The following is a 22,873-nucleotide window of genomic DNA, read 5'->3' as shown; positions in this document are numbered from 1 at the left end:
AGAAGCCTGTAGTAGCTGCCCGTCCTACGAACGGCGTCCGTTGGAGCGGGAGGCCAGCGCAGCTGGCCGGCCTCCCACTCGTTGCTGTCACGGGCCAGGGCTGGTCGGAATGTCGTCACCGTTGGCCAGTGCCGAGATCTGGGTGTCGCTGGCGGCGCCCTGGAAGACCCACACGTCGTCGATGGCCCCGGACCAGTACTCGCCCCAGCTGCTGGTGACGGTCTTGGCCCGGCCCAGCTGCAAGCCCTTGGTCGCGGCGAAGGGGAGGACGGAGGAGTCCCAGGAGACCTTGTCAGTGCAGGCCTCGTCATTGGGGGTGCCGTCATCGTCGTCGTCCGCGCACAGGATCTGCTGCACCGTGCCGTCGACGTACAGACGCATCTGCCCGGCGTAGGCGTCGTAGACGACTGCGAGGTGGTTCCACGAGCTGTTGTTCTGGAAGTTGTTGTGCTCGGCCGTCGACGTGACCGCGTTGGTCGCGTCGCTGCCGGCCATCTGCAGCTGCCAGCGCCCCGCGTTGGCCGGGTCGGTGGCATCAGGCACATAGCGCACAACGAATCCGTTGGTGCTCGCCCCGGCCATGCTCATCACCGTCACCGGCTTCGTCGGCCTCGCGGGTGCGGTCACCCACGCGGAAGCGGTGAAGCTGGCGCTGGTGTCGATCGGTGAACTGCTCATGGAGGCGTAGCCGTTGGCGGTGCCGTTCAGCAGCAGGCCGCCGGTGCCGACCATGTTGTTGCTGCCGGTGGCGTCGATGCTGGCGCCAGAGCCCAGGGTGAGCGGCCGGTTGGTGTGGTCCTCACGACTGACGTCGTCGGCGCTGATGGCCGGGGAGCCGGAGGCCGCGTCCAGCTTCCAGCGGCCCTCCACACTGACCTGGTCGTCGAAGAGTTCGGCCATCTCCGGTGCGGACAGGGCCCGATCGTAGGTCTGTACGTCCGAGATCTGACCGGGGAAGAAGCTGCCCGCCGCACCGATGTAGCTGCTGGCCCCGATCTGCAACGGCCCGCCCGCGTAGAAGGGGGTGGAGTAGTTGATCCGTGCGATGTACTGGCCCTGCACATAGAGCCGCAGGTAGTTGTCGACCGCATCGTAGGTGCCGCCGACCTGGGTCCACTCTCCGCCCGGCGCCATGTCGGAGCTGCCCTGCGCGGCCCGCTGCGGGGTGCCGGACGCGTCGTCCGAGCTGTACTGATTGAACGACCACCCGTAGGTGGGTGAGTAGTACAACTCGAACCCGGGCTTGGTCGTGCCCGTCTGCGCCACGATCGTCGCCGCGTGGGTCGGCTTAGTCTTGGCGAGCTTCGCCCAGGCCACCACGGAGAAGCTGCGCTGATTGTTCAGGTGCGGAGTGGTCGTCGCGTAGTCGTCGATGCCGTCCAGCGACAGCGCCTTGCCGTCGCGTCCGGTCTGGCCGGGCTTGGCGCCGCCCTTGAACACCGCCGGGTTCACCTGCGCCTGCCCGGTGACCTGGGTAGTGGCGTTGCCGTCCGCATCGGTGGCCGGCTCGTCCAGCGGGAAGACAGCGCGGGCCGGTCGGCCCGAGCCGACCGAGTCCTGCTTGGCGAACAGCGCTGTCACCTCATCCTGGGCCAACGGCTTGTCGAAGAGGCGGACATCATCGATCGCACCGGGGAAGAACGCGCCCGGCGCACCGTCGTAGGAGCCCGCGCCTATCTGCAGACCACGCCGCGCATCCCACGGCGAGTCATAGGCCACTGTGCCCGCCAACTTGCCGTCGACGTACAGCCGCAGATCATCCGTGGTCGTGCTGAACGTTCCGACCAGCTGGGTCCACGTCCCGACCGAGACGCCACCGGCTGCTGCCTGCTCCGCCCTGACCGGCGTGGCCGAGGCCGTGTCAGACGTGTACTGGTTGAACGCCCATCGGTTGCGTCCCTGGGAGTAGTACAGCTCGAACCCGGGTGAGTTGTTACCTGGCTGCGCCGCGATCACGGCGGCGCTGGTCGGCAGTTTGTCCAGCTTCGCCCACGCCGAGACGGAGAATCCGACCGAGGTATCCACCGTCGGGATGTCGGAGGCCAGGTAGTCGTCCGTGCCGTCGAACGCCACTGCCTTGCCCTTGGCGCCGTCCACCCCAAGGGTCGGACCGCCGTGCGGGGTGAGCGTGCGCTCTCCCGCAGTGCCCGCCGCCTGCGTGGCGCCGGCGTCGTCATCGAGTTTCCACTGGGCGCGGGTGGGCTGCCCCGCCTTCACGCGGAACTGGTAGCTCGAACGCTCACTGCCGTTACCAGCTGAGTCGAAGGCCTGCACGTACACGAAATTGGTGCCGGACCGGGTGGGCCGGAAGCTGATCGTCTTGGCGGCGCCGCCCGAGGTGGTGACCTCGTTGTCCGAGGACGGATCCTCGTTCACGCCGTACAAGTACTTCGTCACATCGGTGTCGGACGCCTTGACCGTGAAGGTGCCATACCGGCCCACCCCGTCATACGCCGGGTCATCGGGGTTGCTGTCGTCGGCCGCCGGATAGTCCCCGGACGTGATCGTCGGCCCGGCCGGCACGGAGGTATCCCACACGAAATAGCAGCCGGTCGCCGACCCCGCCCCTGACCACGGCGAGTAGCTGTAGTACTTGCCCTCGTCGTAGTCCTCCACGCGGGCGTACCAGGCCAGTGTCGTGTCCTTCGGGATCTTCTTGGTACTGGTGATCTGCTCGGCCAGTTGGGAGCTGAAGTCCGATCCGGACTTCTTCGGGCCGATCTTGGCCGAGGTCCACTGCGACTTGAAGCCACTGCCCGCGTCCCACCACAACGAGAACTGCACGCTGACCTGATCTCCGTCCGGGTCCTTCACGTCGCTCGCCATGATCTTCGGCAGGGAGCGCACCCGTACCTTGCTGTCCGGCTTGTGACAGGTGGCCCCCGGGTTCATCGACAGCTGCTTCATCGACAGCTGCTTCGGGGGGGCGTTGTACTTCACCCGCAGATACGCGTCATCGGAGAACCGCTTCCAGCCGTACTTGTCCGTCTCCGTGCCGGCACGCAGGCCGAACGAGGTGTACGACGAGTTGTGCGAAGCCGCGTACTTCACTCCGGCCAGCGCATCGAACTCCACGTCCCCACCCGGGCACGAGGCGCTGTAGCCCTTGGCCACATCCCTCGAGTCCAGCAGGTCCAGCCAGTTGTCATCGGAACTGTTCCACGTCGTGGACGAACTGAACGACTTCGTCCGCCACAGCTGCACCGAACGACCGTCACACGACGCCGACCACGTCTCATGCCCCACGAACGTCGCCGAAATGATCGACTTCCCGGCAAAGCGCGAGGTGGGGAACTTGAAGAAGAGGCGCTTCGTGTCATACGGCGCACAGTAATCCCAACCGCAATACCCGACTCCTGCATCCGAGTCGCCGTTGAAGCGCCACTGCGGCGATGACGCCCAGTACTTCGACACCATCGTCCACTCCCCCGCCTTGGGGGTGTAGGTCTGCGGGTCGATGTACACCGGGAAGGTTGTGTCCGAGCTGGTCAGCAGACCCTGATCGGGTGTCAGGCTCAACTGGCTGCCGTCGCTCGAGACCGCAACGCCGATCGGTGCCACATTCGAGGAGTCGCCGGGTCCGTCCTCGCCGCCAGCGGCGGCTGCCTCGTCCTGCGCAGACAGGGTCCGGGCCCCAGTTGCCGGCTGCCCGGAGTCCCACATGATCGGCTTGGGCGCCTGGAACACGACGCCGCCGGCCGCCTCGTCCACAGCTTCCAGACCGCCTTCGCCTGTCGACTTCAGGTCCAGGCCGGGTGAGTCAATCTTCAACTTCAGTTCGGCAAGCTCCGGGTTCTTCGCCGCGTCCGCTGTGTTAACCACCAGCAGCTCGGAGAACCCGTCCGTGGCCGAGCGCACCTTCAAGTCAACATCTGGCAACACGTCTTTGTAGAGCGCACTGTCCCCGTCCAGTACCGGGGTGGGCAGGGCCGTCGGCCATGTGAACGACAGCTTTCGCCCCGCACGCTCCAGCGTCGCCAGCGGCCCCGACCCTCCCCCAGAGAACTCAAGACCCACCGCCGCCGCCTGCGGCGCCACGCTCCCGTCCGCATGCTTGACCAGCGTGTTATCGACAGCCTTCCAGCCGCCGTCAACACGCGTGCGCACCGGCTTCAGATGCTGCACAGCTTCCAACTGCCCATCCGGCGTGGCATATACCTCACCAGACTCACTGCGCAGCGACGTGACCTCCACCTTGGAGTCACTCGACTCCGCAGCCTGAATAGCCGCCGACTCCGTCTCGGCCGTCTTCTGCGCCACTGAGCCAGATGCCGCTCTGACCGCGGGCGCAGCATGCGCGGGTGCCGCAAAAACCACTGGCTGAATCACAGCGGCCAACAATGCCCCGGCAACAGCAGCCATCCCCGCTCTGCCGCACCGACGCCACGCAGACGCACGCATCCCTACACCCCTCCCCACTCCGCAAGTCCCCACCCCGGAGCCACAAGCCCTTCAAAGTGGGCGGACTCTATCCAGGCACCACACAAGGGCGTCAAGGGCCGACAGCCAGACCATCGCCCTCGACCTCCGTCGAGTTTCAGCCATTCCCCGTCGAGCCAACCACCCGGAATGCCCCACTCCACAACCATTGATGCATCCACCATCTACGCAAAGCCGCCACCACATCCGGCGCGCGACCTGCCGGCCCAACTCTCGGCGTCTTTACGTAGACTTGAAAGTCTTGACGGAACCCACCTGGCCGCAAACGCTTCACGGCACGCGCAACTCGCCAACTTGGAGGAAGACCGTCGACTCAATGCGCTCGTGAGCAGCACAGGACTCTTGAGGTGTTCGGCGACCACACCGGGACCACCGAAGAGATTGGTACAGCCAGGCGGAGGTCCACTCGACGACATAGCGGAGCTTGCCCAGGGGCCTGCCGATCAATAACTCGTCGGTTTTCGTGGGCTGTTGGGTCGCAGGATGCGGGGGTGTCGGAGGGGACGAAGGCAGAGCTGTCGGACGTCGCCTCCATCACCACCAGCGTCACCCGCGCCGCCACAAGGTGGTCCCGCAGTTCCAGGACCACATTGGTGGTCGCGCCCCAAGTAGTGATCTCGCTGGTGAACGACCCCCGGCGCTTCATACCGGGCACCCGGATACAGACCTTGGCGTCCTTCTTGCTGATGTCCATTCCCGCGCACCGCTCGTGCGGTACGTCCATGCCCCGCTCCCCCTTTCCGTCACGGCGGACGGCTCCGCCCCAGAGGCCGGCCGCCCCGGGAGGGCCAGGGCAAATCGGGAATCTGACACCCGTGCTCACAGCAACACTCCACGGTTCCCGTGGAAGGCCCTCAGCACCATGCTGACCAACGAGCTGCACAGCGTCACAGAGGACTCGGTTTCGACCGGAACGACCAGCCCACAATCATGATCGCGGCCACGGCGCCGGACCGTCAGAGCGCACAAGGAGCACTCGCCCTACGCCAACACCATTTACCACGCCCCCGGCGCGCACCGAAGGCGCGCTGAGTTGCTGACCAGCAAAGCCGGGCGCTCTACATGCAGCGTCACCCACTCTCGGCGCTACACGGAGATCCGTCGCCCCAGCAGCCCCTGACCAGCCCAACGGCGTACCTGACGCACCATCAGAACGAGCGTCAAGATACCCCTGAGAGCGTCATTTCAGCGTCAAGATATCGCCTGTAATGCACATAGCGCACATCATGCGCACCCATTAAGAGCGCAGGTCAGCGGCCCTTTCCGGTGGACTCAAGGATCGCGACGCACTCCACATGGTGCGTTATCGACAACACGTCGAGACAACTCCAACGATCCCCGCCACGGCGCAGGATTAGACAAGCGCCACCGGGACCTGAACACCGCCCCGTTCAGCACATAGAGTTGCCAAGCGAGCCGCCCCTTCGGCCCCGTCGATAGCCCATGCAGGCGCGCTCGCTGGGGAGAATCCGGGGAGAATCGAGCTCCTTGGGGAGCGGCTGGGGAGAATCAGCTACACAAGACCGCACGAACCCGAAAGACCTAGAAAGAGGCGTACGCGCAGGTCGGGGCACCTCCAACACGCAAACCCCCTGGTCAGCGGGGCCAGGTAGAGGACTCCAAGAAGATCTCGAGCTGGGCGGCGATCCTGTTTGCTCCCACACTGGTTGGAACTATTTACGGCATGAACTTTGAGAACATGCCGGAGCTGGGATGGAGGTTCGGATACCCCTTTGCGATCGGCCTGATGGGGGTGGTTTGCGCGAGTTTGTACGTGATTTTCAAGCGGCGGGACTGGCTCTGAGCCCCTCATGCCGCGCCCAGTTCCTCTCTGACGTTTGCTCTCGCATCGGTCACAGATCGGGCCGGAATCGGCCCTGGGGAGTCCTTGGGGAGAAGTGATGCGGGTGATCTCCTCGCCCTGCCCCCGATGGACTCCTGACCAGGGCTTTTGCGCTCATACGAACGCCCTCTGATTCGGCGACGGGCCCTCAAGGGAGCGCGTCGGCCCGCGAGGCGGGCCGGCCGCGATCAGGCCGCAGGGTCGAGGAACGTCAGCACAGAGGCGTCCTCTTCGATCAGCGGTGCAAGTGCGGTGTTGAACGGACCGCCGTACGGGGCCTTCAGGTGTGCCTGGAAAGCGCCCTCGTCCCGGTACATCTCGAAGATCCAGTAGGCGCGCGGGTTGGACGCCTTGGTGTAGACATCGAAGGCGAGGTTGCCCGCCTCTTCGCGTACCGTCTCGGCGTAGTCCCGGATCAGGCGAGAGACCTCGCCCTCCGCTCCCTCTCGGGCGGTGAACTCGGCGAGCAGGGTTTTCTTCATGGTCTTGTGTCCTTGTCAGTCGCGGTAGGAGTCGAGGTGCCAGACGCGGGCCTGGTCCAGCTTCACCGAGCCGTTCTCGGCGAAGACCCGCACCCCCTGGCTGGCGGGGTCGGGGAATATCTGGTCGGTGATCACGGCCTCGCCGCTGCCGCCGAGGACCTCGACGGACGACCAGTCGACGAGGATCCGCAGCTTCACCTGGCCGTTCTTGGCCTTCAGCGGCGCGGTCTGGACGCCGGGGAAGCTGCTGTTGAAGTCCGCGGCGCCGGAGTGGGTGCGGTCGACGTACAGCTCCTGCGTCGTGGTGTCGTAGCCGATGACGGTCTCCTCGCCCCCGGCGCCGGTGCGCACCTTCAGGCCGAACCGTTCGGCGTCCTTGAGGGAGAAGGTCGCCTCGATGTCGAGCGCCTTGCCCTTGGCCGCGGGGCCGATCAGGGGCTGGGAGGTGTCCTTGACGGTGACCCCGGTCGCGGACGCCGGGGGATCCTGCCGCAGGGATGTCAGGCTGTTCACCGGCTTGCTGGTCAGCCGGACACGGCCGTCGATGGTGCGCAGGGCCATCTCCCGGGGAATGCTTTGCGCGCTCCGCCAGGGCGAGGTGGGGATGGCGCCGGCGTAGTCCCAGTTGTTCATCCAGCCGATCATGTAGCGCTTGCCGCCCGGGGCGTTCTCCCAGGACACCGCCGCGTAGTAGTCCTTGCCGTAGTCGGCCCAGTCGGCGCGCTGTACGACGGACTTCGCGGGGGCTTCGGCAGTGGTGAACCGGTCGGCGAGGAGGTGGCCCCAGCCGGCTGTGTTCATGTCGACGATCTGGAGTTGCGCCTTCTTCCCGGCATAAGGGCGCATGTCGAAGGAAGCCCAGTCCAGCGTCTCGCTGTTGGAACCGGTGGCACTGCGGACGACCTGGCCGTCGACGATCAGGTTGACGGATGTCTCCTGGGAGACGGGCTGGGCCTGAGTGTCGGAGAGCATGATGTGGTCGACGTTGAGGTGGCCCCAGCCGCCGGTGTTGTCGTCGACGATCTTTATCTGCGCCTTCTGGCCGGCGAGGTCTCGGACGTCCCAGGACGCCCAGTTGAGTGCCTCGGCGTCCTGTCCGGTGGCGCTGCGTACCACCTTGCCGTCGACGAGGAGTTCGACGACGGCCGGGTTGTCGGAGCCGGCGGGGTGGTTGCCGCCGCCGATGAGGAAGTTGATGTGGTCCTTGTCGATGGTGAATTCGGGTGAGGTGAGGGTGCCGGTGGTGGAGTCGCCGTTCAGGTAGCTGTTGGCCAGGCCGTCGCCCAGAAACCCGGAGACCTCTTGCTGGTCGGGGAGCGTGCCGGTGGCCGGTGCGGTGCCGAAGGCGTCTCCGTTTGTCGTCCAGTCGCCGTAGGTGCCGCCTTCGAAGTCGGCGAGGACCGTGCCCACGGGCGGCGGTCCCTGCTCCATGACGGTTCCGGGCACGTGCGGGTGCCGTCCGCCGCCGACCTTGAAGTTCAGATACGGGCTGTCGACGGTGAAGGAGGGCGAGGTCAGAGTGCCGGTGGAGCCGTCACCCGCGTGGAAGCTGTTGGCGAGGCCCTTGCCGTCGAAGCCGTCGACCGTGCCCTGACCGTCCACTGCCCCGGCTGCCGGTGCCTGGCCGAACGCGGTGCCCGTCGTCGTCCACGAACCGAAGTCGGTGCCCTCGAAGTCCTGCATCACCGTGCCGCTGGGCGGCGTGTAGCTGCCCTTGTCCTCGGGCGTGAACTTCTTGCCGTCGAAGTCGCCGACGAAGTACTGAGCGGCTGAACCGCCCGCGATACCACCGGGGTTGATGTTGACGACCAGGACCCACTTGATGTTGTTCTCGTCGCCGTCGACCGCGAGGGGGAACAGGTCGGGACACTCCCACACCCCGCCCGTCGCGCCGGCCGGCCCGAACTCGCTGAGCAGACTCCAGTCCTTGAGGTTCTTGGACGAGTAGAACCGCACCTTGTGCTCGGTGGACAACGACACCGTCATCAGCCAGCTCTTGGTGGGCGCGTACCACTGAACCTTGGGGTCGCGGAACTCCTTGGAGCCGATGTCGAGTACGGGGTTGCCCTGGTACTTGGTCCAGGTGCGGCCGCGGTCGGTGCTGTAGGCGAGCGACTGCGCCTGCTTGCCGGTGTCCTTGGAGTGGCTGGTGTAGATCGCCACCATGGGCGGGTTCTTCTTCGTGCCGAAGCCGGTGGTGTTGTCGCGGTCGACGACCGCACTGCCGGAGAACACCATCTCCTGGTCGTCGTGCGACAGGGCGAGCGGAAGCTGCTTCCAGTGCACGAGGTCCGTGCTCACCGCGTGCCCCCAGGACATGTTGCCCCAGGAGTTGCCGCCCGGGTTGTACTGGTAGAAGAGGTGGTACTCGCCCTCGTAGTACACGAGGCCGTTGGGGTCGTTCATCCAGTTCTTCTCCGGCGTGAAGTGGAACTGGGGTCGGTAGGTCTCGGAGTACGGCGGGGTCTCGGCAGCGACGGCCTGAGGAGCGAGCGGGGCCGCGGACAGGGCGCAGACGGTCGCCACCGCCGCGATCATCCGTGTGCGGGCATGCCGGGATACACGTCCAGAGCTCATGATGTCTCCTGTGCTGCTGCCGTCCGCGCGGCGCAGCCTGCTGCGGACGGACCGGAAGTGACGGCCTGTCGGCGCCGTCGTCCACGGCGCCGCAAGGGGTGTCATCGTTGACTCTGTCATCGATGACATCGGCCGATGATGTGCGCATGACGGCCGATGCGTCAACGGTTCGGGCGGGATTGGCCGACGCGGCTCGCCTACTCGTCAGGCGCCGTCGGCGGTCACGAGCTGCGCCAACTGGTTCTGCCACGGCGGGTTGGGGCCGGCGACCGAGCAGGTCAGGGCCGCGACCTGGGTGGCAAAGACACAGGCTTCGGCGACGTCGCCGAGACGGAGGTCCGTGAGCCGGCCCCCGAGCAGACCGCGTGCGCCGAGGTGGTGCAGCAGACCGGCGGTGAAGGAGTCCCCGGCCCCGACCGTGTCGACCACCCGCGTGGCCACCGCGGGCACCTCCAGCCGTTCGCCGTCGAGTGAGGCCAGGACGCCGTCGGCGCCTCGCGTGATCACGACGAGCCGTGCCCCTGCGGCGTGCCAGATGTCGCACGCCTGCTCGGGCGACGTGTCCGGCAGAAGGAGTTCCAGGTCGTCCTCGCTCAGCCGCAGCACATCCGCGAGGCCGCACCAGTGCGCCAGCCGGGCGCGGTAGACCTCGGGGCGCACCAGCAGCGGCCGGACGTTGGGATCGATGCTGATCGTGGCCTGCGGCGCGGCCGTTGCCAGGAACTCCTCCACCGCCGCCGCGCCGGGCTCGCGGACCAGGGCCAGCGACCCGGTGTGGACACACGCGGTTTCGGAGAGGTCCACCCGGGCCAGCTCCAGCGAACTCCACTGCCAGTCGGCCGTGTTCTGCGCGTGGAAGGAGAACGCCGCCTGCCCCTGGGCGTCCAGCTCCGCCACGGCCAGCGTGCTGGGCTCAGTGGCCGGAACGGCGTAGGACAGGTCCACCCCGGACGCCTCCAAGTGGGCCCGGAACAGGCGGCCGAACACATCGCCGGACAGGCGCGCGAGGAAGCGGGCCGGGGTGCCCAGCCGAGCCAGGGCCACGGCCGTGTTCGCAGGTCCGCCGCCGGGCAGGACACGCAGGGTGAGTTCGTTCGAGGTGCTGGCAGGTTCGGTGAACGCGTCCGCGACGCACTCCCCCAGGACCGTGATCTGACGCGAGCTCATGGGCTGCTCTCCTCTGACGAACGTACGGGCGAAACGGGCATGTCCCGGGCAGCTTTCGCATGGCTACGGGCGGGCGGCGGCCACGAGCGTTGCCGATTTGTGACGGGTGCGGGGCATTGACGTTTCCAGGATGCGGAGTCCATCATCCTCGCCATGCGGTGTCAACGATGACATACGTCAACGATGACACCTCGGACGGCATGCCTCGATGCCGACCGCGCCGCTCGCCATCCCGCAGGAGTCGTTCATGTCGCGCACCACTCGTCTGACCCCCTCCCTCCTCAGAGTCGCCGCATGCACGGGCATCGCGGCCCTCACCCTGACGGCCTGCGGGTCCGGCTCCAAAACGGACACCGCCGGCTCCGCTTCGGGCAGCGTCAAGGTCGGGCTGATCACCAAGACCGACACCAACCCGTTCTTCGTGAAGATGAAGGAGGGCGCAAAGAAGGCCGCCAAGGAAAACGGCGCCCAACTGATGACCGCTGCGGGCAAGTTCGACGGGGACAACGCCGGGCAGGTCACCGCCATCGAGAACATGGTCGCCGCCGGGGTCAAGGGCATCCTGATCACGCCCAGCGACTCCAAGGCGATCGTGCCGGCGATCGAGAAGGCCCGCGCCAAGGGCGTCCTGGTCATCGCGCTGGACACGCCGACCGATCCGGAGAGCGCGGTCGACGCCCTCTTCGCCACCGACAACCTCCACGCCGGCGAGCTGATCGGCGGGTACGCCAAGGCCACCATGAAGGGCAAGACGGCGAAGATAGCCACCCTTGACCTCGCGCCCGGCGTCTCCGTCGGCGTCCAGCGCCACAAGGGCTTCCTGAAGGGCTTCGGCGCCACTGACAAGGACGTCGTCTGCGCCCAGGACACCGGTGGCGACCAGGCCAAGGGCCAGACCGCGATGGAGAACTGCCTCCAGAAGGAGCCCGGCATCAATGTCGTGTACACCATCAACGAACCGGCCGCCCTGGGCGCGTACACCGCGCTCAAGGCCAAGGGCCGGGAGAAGGACGTTCTGATCGTCTCGGTGGACGGCGGCTGCGCCGGGACCCGGGCGGTCAAGGACGGCAAGATCGCCGCGACGTCCCAGCAGTACCCGCTGAAGATGGCCGCCGAAGGTGTCGATGCCGTCCTCAAGTACGCCAAGAACGGCAAGAAGGCGTCTGGTTACACCGACACCGGCGTCACCCTGATCACCGACAAGCCGCAGGCCGTGGTCACGTCCAAGGACACCGACTACGGCCTGGAGAACTGCTGGGGCTGAGCCCGGCCCCGAGGACCGTACGACACCACCTCCCCCTCAGCGGGGCGGCCGGCCCTGCACCTCCCCGACCGGGCCGGGACGGCCGCCCCCTCTTGTCCTCCGACAAGGACTTCTGTCTTCCGACAAGGACTTCGCATGACCGCCACGTCCACGCCCCCGAGCACGTCATCGCCGTACGCCGGACTCAAAGCGCCGACCATGGCCCGCAGACTGCTCACGCAACCGACCACCGGCCCGCTGGTCGCTCTTCTTCTCGCCTGTGTGTACTTCTCCCTGTCGACCGACCAGTTCCTCACCGGCGGGAACTTCTCGCTGATCGTGCAGCAGGTCATGGTCGTCGGCACCCTCGCCATCGGGCAGACGCTGATCATCCTCACCGCGGGCATCGACCTGTCGTGCGGGGCCGTGATGGCGTTCGGCAGCATCGTGATCGCCAAGATGGCGGCCGAGGGCTCCCTGCCGCCGCTGCTCGCCATCGCCCTGGGCCTGGTCGTCTGCGGCGGGTTCGGTCTGCTCAACGGGCTGCTGGTGCAGAAGATCCCGCTGCCGCCGTTCATCGTGACCCTGGGCATGCTCAACGTGGCGTTCGCGCTGACCCACATCTACTCCAAGGAGCAGACGGTCACCAACCTGCCCGGCCCACTGACGGCCCTCGGGCGGACGTTCCCGCTCGGGCACACCGACATCACCTACGGCTCCCTGGTCACCATCGCCCTGTTCCTCCTCCTCGCGTACGCGCTGAGCAGCACCGGTTGGGGCCGGCACGTCTACGCCCTGGGCAACAGCCAGGAAGCGGCGCGGCTCAACGGCATCCGCACCTCCCGCCTGACCATCGGCATCTACGCCGTCGCGGGCCTCATGTACGGCATCGCCGCCCTGCTGCTCGTCTCCCGCACCGGAGTCGGTGATCCCCAGGCGGGGCAGACGGACAACCTCGACAGCATCACCGCCGTGGTCCTCGGCGGCACCAGCCTCTTCGGCGGGCGCGGATCGGTCCTGGGCACGTTCATCGGCGTCCTCATCGTCGGCGTCTTCCGCAACGGGCTCCAGCTGATGGGCGTCGCCTCCATCTACCAGACCCTGATCACCGGAGTCCTCGTCATCCTCGCGGTGACCGTCGACCAGCTCTCCCGGAAGAAGGCCCGATGACCACCACCGACTCCCCCACGCCTGTCCTGCAGGCCCGCGGTCTGGTCAAGCGCTACGGCCACGTCACCGCGATCGACGGCGCCGACTTCGACCTGCTGCCCGGCGAGGTGCTCGCCGTCATCGGCGACAACGGAGCCGGCAAGACCAGCCTGATCAAGGCCCTCACCGGGGCGGTCGCCCCCGACGCCGGCGAGATACGCCTCCATGGCAAGCCCATCAGCTTCTCCGGCCCGCAGAGCGCACGCGCGCACGGCATCGAGACGGTGTACCAGGATCTCGCGGTGGCCGCCTCCATGGACATCGCCTCCAACATGTTCCTCGGGCGCGAACTGCGCCGCCCCGGCGTCCTCGGCAGCGCCTTCCGCATGCTCGACAAGAAACGTATGCGTCAGGAGGCCGCCGAGCACATGGCCGACCTGAAGATCGGTCTGCGCTCGCTCACGCAGGCGGTCGAGACCCTCTCCGGCGGACAGCGGCAGGCCGTGGCCGTCGCCCGTTCCGTCGCCTGGGCACGCTCCGTCGTCGTCATGGACGAACCCACCGCCGCCCTCGGCGTCAAGGAGTCCGGCCAGGTCCTCGATCTCATCCGCCGCGTCCGCGACAAGGGCATGCCGGTGGTCCTGATCAGCCACAACATGCCGCACGTCTTCGAGATCGCCGACCGGATCCACGTCCACCGGCTGGGCCGGCGCGCCGCCGTGATCAAACCGGCCGACTACACGATGGCCGAGGTCGTCGCCATCATGACCGGCGCACTCACCGTCGACGCGGCCGGGGATACTGTCGTAGCGGATTCCGAGGCAGCGAAGGCCGCGGGCGTCCGGGCCAACTGACGTACGACCGAAGCACTCACAGGTTCCGGCCGAGGCCGCGGCCGGAACCGACGAGCACAGGAGACCGTTTCCTCCATGGCAGCGAACCGCCGCCCCACCCTGGCCGACGTCGCCCGCGAAGTGGGCGTCAGCGCCAAGACCGTCTCCCGCGTCCTCAACGAGGACGGGCCCGCCTCGGCGCAGACCAGGGAACAGGTGCTCGCCGCCGTGGCCAAGCTCGGCTTCCAGCCGAACCTCATGGCACGCAATATCCGTGTCGGCGGGCCCGACACCACTGTCGGACTGGTGATCCCCGACCTCGGCAACCCCTTCTTCGGAGCCGTGGCCGGCAGCATCGAGGACACCGTCCGCGACCGTGGACTGACGCTGCTCATGGGCTCTTCCGCGGACGATCCCGACCGCGAACGCGCACTGACGGACAAATTCCTGGCCCGCCGCGTCAGCGTTCTGATGGTGGTGCCGTCCGTCGGCGCCGACCACTCCCACCTCAAGACGCACCGTGCCGGGGGCCTGCCCGTCGTCTTCATCGACCGTCCGGGAGTGGGCCTCGCGACGGACAGCGTCGTCAGCTCCAACCGTGCGGGTGCCCACGGCGGCGTCGCCCACCTGATCGCCCACGGCCACCGGCGCATCGGCTTCATCGGCGACCTGCCCCTCAAGCTCTACACCCGCCGCGAACGCCTCGCGGGATACCGGTCGGCCCTGGAGGAGGCGGGCCTCGCCTATGACCGCTCCCTGGTCACCAACGCCCACGACCAGAACGCCGCGGCGACCGCGACCTCCCAGCTGCTCGACCTGGCGGATCCCCCAACCTCCCTGTTCGCCGGCAACAACATGGTCGCGCTGGGGATCGTCGCCGAGCTCTCCCGCAGCAGGCGGAAGGACGTCGCCTTCGTCGCCTTCGACGACGTCCCGCTCGCCGAGGCGCTCGAACCGGCCCTGACCGTCGTCGCCCAGGATCCCGAGGAGATCGGCAGAGCGGCCGCGGCCGCCGCACTGGCCCGACTCGACGGCGACCGCTCCCGCGCCCGCACCATCACCGTCCCCACCCGACTGATCGTCCGAGGCTCGGGCGAGCGCTCCGCCCCTGCGATGCAGGAAGCGTGACGTGATGCGGGTGGCCGGGAGGTCGGTGTGACGACAGGGCCCCACGTGGAACACGGGTCGGCTCGCACCGAGGCCGTCAGGTCCCGCCCTTGATTCAGCCGCGTACCGTTGCGAGCCGGATCTGGTCGAGGTCGGGGGCCGCCGCGGTCGCGTTGCCGAACGTGACCGTGTTGGCGCCGGCCTTCAGGGTGACCGGGACGCCCACCGTCCAGTAGTCGTCCGTGCTCCAGGTGTTCTTGAAGGTCACCTTGTGCGTGGAGCCGCCGACGGTGATGTCTGCGGTGCGGGAGACGATGTCGGTGTTGTAGGCGTGGCCGTTGTCCCGGCGGTCGTTGTGCGCGTAGTCGACGACGAGGACGTACGCGCCCGCGCGCGGGGCGTCGACTGTGAACGTGGCGGTGCTGTCGGGACTGCCGCCGAGCGAGCCGATGTAGCTGCCGCCGGAGGCGTGCTCGCTGTTCACCAGCCGGGCGCTGCCTGCAAGTTGGGCCTTGGACGCTTCGTAGGTCAGCACGTCGCGGTCCGACCCGGCGCCCCGGACGTCGAGGGAGCGCAGGCTCGTCGCGCCAGTGGCGGCGATCCGGTTGTTGCCCGCGACGAGGTAGAGGCGCTGGGGCCGGTCGGGGCGGGCCGTGACGCTCTCGCCGTGCAGGGACAGACGCACCGCGTCCGTCGCGCGCGCCGTCGCCGTGTAGTAGCCGTCTCGGGGCGCGTACACGTCGAGGACGGACTTGCCGCCCGGACGCAGATCGAGGGCGCCTGTACCGGCGCCGGTTGCGCTCGTGTAGTCGTAGCGGACCTTGCCGGTGATGTCGGCGAGCGTGGCCTCGTAGGAGGCGGCGGGGGTGCGGTGCTCGGTGAGGTCGATGCGGTCGAGGGAGACGGCGCCCGTGGTGTGAGACAGCGTCAACGTGTGCTGTCCTGCGGCGAGTTCGAGGGTGACGGTCTGCTTGCCTCGGTAGGAGTCGTTCTCCGTGGAGGGGTACGTCACCGGGTGCGCGGCGGCGCCGTCGATGGTGAGACGCTGAGTGGCGGGGGCGCCGGAGTGGTTGCCGTAGAGGACGGAGAGGTCGTACGTGCCGGTGCGGGGCACCGAGACCGTGAACGCGACCTGGCTGTCGACTGCTTCGAGCGGGGCGACGTCCTTGGTACCGGACGCGGCGTAGCCGTTGGCGTCGGCCGGGGTGCCGAGGGTGCGGATCTCGGCGCCGGTGACGGCGGCGTTCTCCGCCTCGTACGACGCCGACCAGGGGACGTCGGCGGCTTCCGGGGCGCCGCGGCCTGCGGGGGTGAGCACGACGCGGTAGGCGGACATCTTGCGCAGGCCCTTGAGTGGCACGGTGACCGTGCCGTCGGCGGTAACCCTCAGCTTCAGCCGCGACAGGACCTGCGGCGCGGGGTGCGCGCCCTCGTAGCCGGACCAGGCGGCCTCGGCGACGGTGGCGGTGACGCTCGTGCCGAAGACCTTCGGGTCGACGTGCCCGATGCTCACGTCGGTGTCGCCGTCGGCGCCGCCGAGCAGCACCTGCGCCTGTCGGCGAGCGGTGTCGTAGGAAGCGAGTCCTTGGAGGGTGTCGACGGCGTTCGGGGTCGGCGGGGTCACCTTCACTGTCTCGCCGGTCAGCCCGGCGTACCAACGGAACAGCCACCAGCCGCCGTTGGGGATGTTGGAGCGCACGACGTTGCCGGAGAGGTTGCCGGCCGCGTCCCAGTAGGCCTGGTTCGCGAGCACCTTGTTGCGCTCGAACATGCCGATCCACTGCACGAGTTGACCCGGCACGGAGAGGTCGCGGCGGTTGGCGTACTCGTCGATGGAGATCGGACGCGGGGCGATGCCGAGCCGCTTCTCGAGGGCGCGGTAGGCGTCGTAGTGCGACTGGAAGTACTTGAGGGAGTCGGAGCCGAGTTCGTGCCAGGTCATGACGTCCGGCAGAACGTTGTTCGACTTGGCGAACGACAAAAAGTCGGGCAGGAGGCGGCTGTCGTAGTACGCCTCGTTCGGGCCCGCGATCCTGGCGTCGGGGTCGAGGGAGCGGATGCGCCGGCAGACGGTCTTCCAGTCGGCGAGGAAGCGGTCGCGGTTCTTCGCGTACTGGGCGTCGTCCTTGGTGTTGAGGCCGTACCAGATCCAGTCGGGCTCGTTGAACGGGACGTAGACGAAGCGGTCGCTGTGCTCGGCGTCGCGGACTTTCCTGACGATCGAGTCGACCTTGCCGAGGTAGTCGTCCAGGCCGAGGTCCTCGTAGGGCCAGTGCTGGTAGATGTCCTGCATCATGACGTTGATGTCGCCGGTGGCGCCGTTGTTGCGCAGGAACGACTTCGAGACTTCCACCGCGTCACCGTTGGGGTGCTGCAGGCCCCCGTCGGGTTTCTGGCTGATGCTGGTCAGCTTCAGCGGGGCGAGGATCGCGTCGCCGGGTACGCCGTCGTCGCTCAGCCCGTACAGAGCGCCGTTCGCGCCATGCTGCACCGGGCCTTCGGATGCGGCGAGGTCGACGGAAAGGAGGGAGGCGGCCGCCTGGGCGGGCGGGGCCGAATGCAGGGCTCCCGCCATCGCGGTGACTCCAAGTAGCAGTGCTGCCAGTGCAGTTGTCGTACGGGGTCGTGATCTGGAGTGCTTCATTTGACGGCTCCGTTCGTGATTCCGGACACGATCTTGCGTTGCGCCACCAGGAACACCGCGATCACCGGCAGGCTCATCACCACGACGTACGCGAAGACGAGATGCCAGTTGTTGAGGTACAGCTGGGCGCCGGCGACCTGGTAGAGGTTGAGCGGGAGGGTGGCGGCGTCGCCGCCTCCGCTTCGCCGTCGGGTCGGCCTTGCCGTCGCTCGCGGCGTTCGCGGAGCCGCCGCCCGCCGACGGGTCGCTGCACGCGGTGGCGGTCAGGGCGGCGGCGCAGATCAGCACCAGGGCCGGGAGAAATCGTCGCTTGGTCATCCGGATATACCTCACTGCGAAGTGGGGCCCGCGCGGGGCCGACCCGCGACGCCGTGTTCCGTCGACGGCGTGACCGAGCCCGGCACACTCGGTACCTGGTGAGAACGGGCCGATCAGTCGTGGGACCGGTCAGGGCCGAGGACGACGGTGACCACCGAGCGGGCCGGCAGCTTCGCCGTCAGGTGCCCGGCGGTGGTCCGCGCGAGGCCGGTCACCGGGGTCACGTCGTGGTCACCATCGGTGAGGTAGGCGGTCACCCGATGGCCCTTCGCCGCGTTCAGGGCCAGGTCCGCCGTCGTCGGCTCCGTACCGGTGTTGATGAGGACGGCCACGTCGCTGCCGTCCGTGTTCCGGTACGCCGATGCCAGCACTGCCTCGTCACCGGAGGCTGCGTCGACCCGTACCGCGCCGGGGCGGATGAACCTGCTGAACGCGGTCATCGCCCGCAGGCGAGTGGAGACCGTGTAGCTGTCGCCGTCCATGCGGATGAGCGCGCCGGTGTTACCGATCGAGGCGCCGAGCCAGAAGAGGTAGGCGGACGAGTCGGCCCGGGCGAGGGCGTTGTGGATGTTCTCGGCGACGTACAGACCGGACGCGTTCGTGCCGTCGTCCCACTTGCTCGGCCACACGCCGCTGCCCGCCCATTCCGACATCCAGGCCGGCTTGTCGCTCCCGGTCAGTGGGCTGGTGGCGGCGGAGGCGTAGCCGTGGGCGCTGTACGCGGCGACCTCCTTCTCGGCGGCCGGGTCGGCCGCGATGGCGGCCGCGTACTGCTTCCCCTGGTCCCAGCCGAAACTGTCGCAGCAGTACAGCTTGGTGCCGGGGGCCTCGGCACGCAGCACCGGGCCGATCGCCTTCACCGCGTCGGCGGCCTGTGCCGGGGTGAAGAGCATGGAGGCGTAACTCGCCTTCCAGTCGGGCTCGTTGGTGAAGTTCAGGTCGGTGATGCGGATGCCTTCTTGCTGGTAGAACTTCACATACTGGGCGAGGTACTTGCCGTACGCGGTGCGCCAGTCGCCGCTCGGGCAGTCGGTGCCGACGACGCCGCACAGGGTGCCGCCGTTCGAGTCGGAGTTGTTGTCCTTCATGTACGCGGGGGCGCTCCAGGCATCCGCGATGAACCGCTTCACCCCGTACTTCCGGGCCTGCTGGGCGAGCCAGACCTGGCCGCCGTCGTTGCCATCCCACGTGTAGGTGAGCGGGGAGTCGGGGCTCGCGGGCGCGTTCGGGGCGATCGTCCTCATGTGGTCGTACACCTCGTCCGTGGACGATCCGACGCCGAGCCGCAGCATGCTCAGGCCCGCGCCGCCCTGCCGCGAGAAGAGCAGCTTGACGATCTCGTCACCCTTGTCGGCGGACAGGCCATACAGACCATGGATGACGGCGGCGCGCTGGAAGGCCTGCGAGACGCCGAACCCGTCGATGCGCTGGTGGCGCGCGGAGAAGTCGATGGCCCCCGGCGCGGTCCCGGCACTGGCCGGGGCGCCGGTCAGCACCGGCGTGATCGCGACCAGCGCCAGCGCGGAGGCGATCAGGGCAAGACGGCGTGGTCTGAGCTTCGACGGCATCCGTGTACTCCTGAAGTCCTGTGATCCCAGGGATGGTTGGGGGTCCGGAGGAGCGTGCTGCAGGTACGCTCGCCAGCGACAGCCAATCTGTCAAGGCGCTTAACAAATCTAGGTACACCTGGGCCCTGCCCCACCACTCCGTTCGGACCCCGGGATCGGATCGGTGCCGTACTCCTCGACCTGGAACTCCTCGCCCGTCGGGCCGCGCATCGCGCTCGAGCCCTTCGCCGAGATCTTGACCCACTGCGCGGCACCCCGCAGTCTTCCGTAGAGAACGTTTTCCATCCGGACCGAACCGCTGCACCGAAGGGGCCAGGCAATCCATGCACCAGCTGGTGAACGGCACACAGTTCTCCGACACCGACGGCAACCCGATCCACACCCACGGCGGCGGGATCATCGAAGTCGACGGCTTCTTCTACTGGTACGGGGAGGACCGTCATCCCGACAACACCTTCCGCGGCGTCGCCGCCTACCGCTCCACGGATCTCGCGAACTGGGAGTTCAGGGGGCACGTGCTCACGCAGGCGTCCCACACCGAGCTGGCCTCGGCCAACATCGAGCGTCCCAAAGTGCTCCGCAACCCCGTCACCGGCGCCTTCGTGATGTGGATGCACAAGGAGGCGGCCGGCCACTACAGGGAGGCCCGCGCGGCGGTCGCGGTGTGCGACACCCCGGACGGGTCCTTCAGCTACCAGGGCAGCGTGCGCCCGCTCGGCCACATGTCCCGTGACCTGACCCTCTTCCGCGATGACGACGGCACCGGCCATCTCCTGTCCGCCGCCAACGAGAACGAGGACCTGCACGTCTACCGGCTGAGCCCCGACTACTTGTCGGCCGAGGAACTGGTCGCGAGGCTGTGGGTGGGCAAGTCCCGCGAAGCCCCGGCCGTGTTCAAGCGGGGCGACGTCTACTTCCTGCTCACGTCGGGCTGCACCGGCTGGGCGCCCAACCAGCAGCAGTACGCCACCGCCGACGCCCTCACTGGCCCCTGGAGCGAACTGCGGGACGCGGGCGACGCGACCACGTACGACTCGCAGACCGCCTACACCCTGGCAGTGCACGGCACCGACGGCTCCTCCTACCTCTACCTCGGCGACCGGTGGGCGGCGAACTGGGGTGCGCCGGTCAACGAATCCCGCCATGTGTGGTTGCCGCTGTCCTTCCCGGACCGGCGCACGCTCGTCATGGACTGGTGCGACCGGCTCGCGGTGGACGCCAAGGCGGGCACGGTAATTCCCCTGGGACAGCAGTCCGCGGAGTAGCCGAGTCCCACCAGCCCAGGCAAGACATACGATGTCTAGCGAAGAACAATTCGCACATTACTGACTTCGATGGGCTCAATTACCCTCCCGCGAACGGCAATTCATCCCTGCACGCCCGTTGACACGGACAGGTCACATAGCCGAGGTTCATGCGTAGCATCCCAGGACGCAGGAGTGAGCCCATGCCGTCAGGAAGGCTGTCCCGTCGCACGCTGCTGGGTGCCGCGGGCGCCGCTGTCGCCGCGACCGCGCTGCCCGTCACCCCCGCCTTGGCGTCCCTGCCGGCGCAGGCGAGCGCAGCGGACCCCCAGACCAACCTGGAAAAGCTGGTGAACATGCGGTTCGGCATGTTCAACCACTTCAACCTGGGCACATTCACCGATCAGGAGTGGGCCGCCCCGAACCAGAACCCCGCTCTGTTCGCCCCTACCGCCGTGGACTGTGCCCAGTGGGCGACCGCCGCCAAGGCAGCGAAGATGAGTTACGGGATCCTGACAACCAAGCACCATGACGGCTTCGCCCTGTGGCCGAGCGCCTACGGCACCCAGAACGTCGCGAACAGCTCCTACAAGCACGACGTGGTGAAGGCGTACTGCGATGCCTTCCGGGCGAAGGGGCTGCGGGTCGGGCTCTACTACTCGATCTGGGACCGCACCTTCGGCGTCGAGGCGTGGGAGAGCCGGCACAAGGTGTCCGGTCTCGAGAGCACCGATGCCATCCAGCCGGGCGACATGACCTTCATCCTCGGTCAGATCACCGAGTTGCTCACCCACTACGGCACCATCGACCTGTTCGTCACCGACGGGTATGCGTGGCAGATGGGCCAGCAGGCCGTCTCCTACCAACGCATCCGCGAGCACGTGAAGTCGCTCCAGCCGGACATCGTCATGATCGACCACGGCGGTCTCGTGGAACCCTTCATCGGCGACGCGATCTACTTCGAGGAGCCGGCCGGCATTACCGCACCGGCCGGAAACACCTATGCCGCCACCCAGGGACAGACGATCAGCAGAGGGTGGTTCTGGCATCCGTCCACGCCGACGGACAGCCTGATGAGCAAGGACGCGATCCTGTCCCATCTGGCGGACCTGGAGCCGAAGTACACCTCGTTCATCCTCAACTGCCCGCCCAACCGCAGCGGCAAGCTGGACACCAACATCGTCGACCGGCTCGCCGAGGTCGGCGCGGCCTGGAGTCCCGACACCAGCAGGCCGCCACTGCCGAAGCAACTGCCGCGCGCCGAGCACCCCGTGACGCCCGTCAGCGCCTACGCCACGGGCTTCCGCACCGGGGAGGGACCGCTCCACGCGATCGACGGGCTGAGCGACAGGAATTACGAGACCTGCTGGTCGACATATGGACTCTCCCCGGCCCTGCCGCACTCGATCACGATCGATCTGGGCGGTGTGTGGAGCAACGTCTCCACCCTGGAGTACCTGCCCAAGCAGTGGAACCGCACCAACACCACCGACGGCGACATCACCTCGTACACCGTCTCCACCAGCACCGACGGCACTCACTTCACCCAGGTCGCCACCGGCACCTGGGCCGGGGACCGCACCACCAAGGTGGCCGAATGGCCCGCCCGGAACGTGGGCTTCGTACGGATCCAGGCCAACGCGGCCACCGGCGGCTACGCCAACATGGGCGGCGTCAGGATCGGCGGCCGGACGGCCAAGCCGGTGCTGGTGTCGAGAGTCCTGCCGGGCGACGGCACGGTCTACCGCATCGTCAACCGCAAGAGCGGCGAAGTCGCCGACGTGTACAACTCCGGCACCGCCGACGGCACCAACATCCAGCAGTGGCCGTGGCTGAACAACACCGCCCAGCAGTGGACCTTCGCCTCCACCGGCGACGGCTACTACGAGATCAAGAACGTGCACAGCGGCAAGCTGATGGAGGTGGCCGGGCTCTCGCGGGCCGACGGCGGGAACGTCGCCATCTACGGGGACTCCGACGTTCCCCAGCAGCACTGGGCGGTCACGCCCACCGGCGACGGCCACTACTGCTTCACCAACCGGTTCAGCGGGCTGTCGCTCACCGTCGACGCAGGCTCGACCGCCGACGGTGCCAACGTCAACCAGTCCACGTACCACCGCGTGCCTGAGCAGCAGTGGCAGATCATCGCCCTCTGACGACCCGTACCGCCCGTGCATGCGGTGGCTTCTGACAAAGGACAGGTCGTGGACATCCCCAGACGACAGCTCGACCGGCTCGCCGCGGGCGGCGCCGGAGCG

At 67.7% G+C, this 22,873-nt stretch carries 11 protein-coding genes and 4 pseudogenes; 7 read left to right on the top strand and 8 right to left on the bottom strand.

All coding sequences use genetic code 11. The features are described 5' to 3' along the window. Positions 1–87: 87 nt before the first annotated feature. Positions 88–3,882 (bottom strand): LamG-like jellyroll fold domain-containing protein, encoded by a 3,795-nt coding sequence (locus tag ACY0PA_RS32300; RefSeq protein ID WP_473086494.1) that lies wholly within the window; start codon positions 3,880–3,882, stop codon positions 88–90. Between the two features lie 1,075 nt (positions 3,883–4,957). Beyond that, positions 4,958–5,164, bottom strand: a pseudogene (locus ACY0PA_RS32295) (IS110 family transposase); the annotation flags it as partial. Positions 5,165–6,046: 882 nt separating this feature from the next. Here ACY0PA_RS32295 and ACY0PA_RS32290 point away from each other — a divergent pair. After that, positions 6,047–6,244, top strand: a pseudogene (locus ACY0PA_RS32290) (CorA family divalent cation transporter); the annotation flags it as partial. Between the two features lie 227 nt (positions 6,245–6,471). On the opposite strand, the gene ACY0PA_RS32285 reads toward ACY0PA_RS32290, so the two are convergent. From ACY0PA_RS32285 to ACY0PA_RS32275, 3 genes are all read right to left on the bottom strand, one after another. Then, positions 6,472–6,765, bottom strand: coding sequence for a putative quinol monooxygenase (locus ACY0PA_RS32285; protein WP_473081011.1), 294 nt, complete (start codon positions 6,763–6,765; stop codon positions 6,472–6,474). Between the two features lie 15 nt (positions 6,766–6,780). After that, complete coding sequence (locus ACY0PA_RS32280) at positions 6,781–9,342, bottom strand: GH32 C-terminal domain-containing protein (RefSeq protein ID WP_473081010.1); 2,562 nt, start codon at positions 9,340–9,342, stop codon at positions 6,781–6,783. A gap of 204 nt (positions 9,343–9,546) precedes the next feature. Continuing rightward, positions 9,547–10,509: a carbohydrate kinase family protein gene (locus ACY0PA_RS32275; protein WP_473081009.1), complete on the bottom strand. Its 963-nt coding sequence runs from the start codon at positions 10,507–10,509 to the stop codon at positions 9,547–9,549. Between the two features lie 247 nt (positions 10,510–10,756). Between ACY0PA_RS32275 and ACY0PA_RS32270 the strand changes: the two genes are divergently transcribed. The 4 genes from ACY0PA_RS32270 (at position 10,757) to ACY0PA_RS32255 (ending at position 14,862) form a co-directional block, all read left to right on the top strand. Continuing rightward, positions 10,757–11,773, top strand: coding sequence for a substrate-binding domain-containing protein (locus ACY0PA_RS32270; RefSeq protein ID WP_473081008.1), 1,017 nt, complete (start codon positions 10,757–10,759; stop codon positions 11,771–11,773). 135 nt (positions 11,774–11,908) lie between these two features. Next, a complete protein-coding gene (locus ACY0PA_RS32265; protein WP_473081007.1) occupies positions 11,909–12,922 on the top strand; it encodes an ABC transporter permease in 1,014 nt (337 codons plus the stop codon). Further along, on the top strand, positions 12,919–13,755 hold the full coding sequence (locus tag ACY0PA_RS32260; RefSeq protein WP_473081006.1) for an ATP-binding cassette domain-containing protein: 837 nt from the start codon (positions 12,919–12,921) through the stop codon (positions 13,753–13,755). The genes ACY0PA_RS32265 and ACY0PA_RS32260 overlap by 4 nt, the downstream gene beginning before the upstream one ends. Positions 13,756–13,830: 75 nt before the next feature. Beyond that, the gene (locus ACY0PA_RS32255) at positions 13,831–14,862 is read left to right on the top strand and encodes a LacI family DNA-binding transcriptional regulator (RefSeq protein ID WP_473081005.1); all 1,032 of its coding nucleotides are present in this window, start codon (positions 13,831–13,833) and stop codon (positions 14,860–14,862) included. A gap of 94 nt (positions 14,863–14,956) precedes the next feature. Here the strand turns inward: ACY0PA_RS32255 and ACY0PA_RS32250 are convergent, their stop codons facing one another. The 3 genes and pseudogenes from ACY0PA_RS32250 to ACY0PA_RS32240 all read right to left on the bottom strand — a co-directional run bounded on the left by ACY0PA_RS32250 (position 14,957) and on the right by ACY0PA_RS32240 (position 19,371). Continuing rightward, the gene (locus tag ACY0PA_RS32250) at positions 14,957–17,416 is read right to left on the bottom strand and encodes a CBM35 domain-containing protein (protein ID WP_473081004.1); all 2,460 of its coding nucleotides are present in this window, start codon (positions 17,414–17,416) and stop codon (positions 14,957–14,959) included. A gap of 65 nt (positions 17,417–17,481) precedes the next feature. Next, positions 17,482–17,664, bottom strand: a pseudogene (locus ACY0PA_RS32245) (carbohydrate ABC transporter permease); the annotation flags it as partial. Positions 17,665–17,916: 252 nt separating this feature from the next. Further along, positions 17,917–19,371 (bottom strand): glycoside hydrolase family 30 protein, encoded by a 1,455-nt coding sequence (locus tag ACY0PA_RS32240; RefSeq protein WP_473081003.1) that lies wholly within the window; start codon positions 19,369–19,371, stop codon positions 17,917–17,919. Between the two features lie 332 nt (positions 19,372–19,703). On the opposite strand from ACY0PA_RS32240, the pseudogene ACY0PA_RS32235 reads away from it, so the two are divergent. Both ACY0PA_RS32235 and ACY0PA_RS32230 read left to right on the top strand, forming a co-directional pair. Beyond that, a pseudogene (locus tag ACY0PA_RS32235) lies at positions 19,704–20,606 on the top strand (family 43 glycosylhydrolase); the annotation flags it as partial. A gap of 212 nt (positions 20,607–20,818) precedes the next feature. Beyond that, positions 20,819–22,771 carry an alpha-L-fucosidase gene (locus ACY0PA_RS32230; RefSeq protein WP_473081002.1) on the top strand — a complete coding sequence of 651 codons (1,953 nt, stop codon included), beginning with the start codon at positions 20,819–20,821 and terminating at the stop codon, positions 22,769–22,771. The last annotated feature ends 102 nt before the right edge of the window (positions 22,772–22,873 follow it).

It is taken from the genome of Streptomyces sp. DS1-CR2 (genome assembly GCF_055760475.1).
This window is presented reverse-complemented; position numbering and strand designations above follow the sequence as displayed.

Excerpts from the sequence above, each read along its gene's own strand:
- ACY0PA_RS32230 (WP_473081002.1), top strand. The coding sequence starts at position 20,819 with ATGCCGTCAGGAAGGCTGTCCCGTCGCACGCTGCTGGGTGCCGCGGGC.
- ACY0PA_RS32270 (WP_473081008.1), top strand. The coding sequence starts at position 10,757 with ATGTCGCGCACCACTCGTCTGACCCCCTCCCTCCTCAGAGTCGCCGCA.
- ACY0PA_RS32250 (WP_473081004.1), bottom strand. The coding sequence starts at position 17,416 with ATGGCGGGAGCCCTGCATTCGGCCCCGCCCGCCCAGGCGGCCGCCTCC.
- ACY0PA_RS32265 (WP_473081007.1), top strand. The coding sequence starts at position 11,909 with ATGACCGCCACGTCCACGCCCCCGAGCACGTCATCGCCGTACGCCGGA.
- ACY0PA_RS32285 (WP_473081011.1), bottom strand. The coding sequence starts at position 6,765 with ATGAAGAAAACCCTGCTCGCCGAGTTCACCGCCCGAGAGGGAGCGGAG.
- ACY0PA_RS32260 (WP_473081006.1), top strand. The coding sequence starts at position 12,919 with ATGACCACCACCGACTCCCCCACGCCTGTCCTGCAGGCCCGCGGTCTG.
- ACY0PA_RS32255 (WP_473081005.1), top strand. The coding sequence starts at position 13,831 with ATGGCAGCGAACCGCCGCCCCACCCTGGCCGACGTCGCCCGCGAAGTG.
- ACY0PA_RS32275 (WP_473081009.1), bottom strand. The coding sequence starts at position 10,509 with ATGAGCTCGCGTCAGATCACGGTCCTGGGGGAGTGCGTCGCGGACGCG.
- ACY0PA_RS32240 (WP_473081003.1), bottom strand. The coding sequence starts at position 19,371 with ATGCCGTCGAAGCTCAGACCACGCCGTCTTGCCCTGATCGCCTCCGCG.
- ACY0PA_RS32280 (WP_473081010.1), bottom strand. The coding sequence starts at position 9,342 with ATGAGCTCTGGACGTGTATCCCGGCATGCCCGCACACGGATGATCGCG.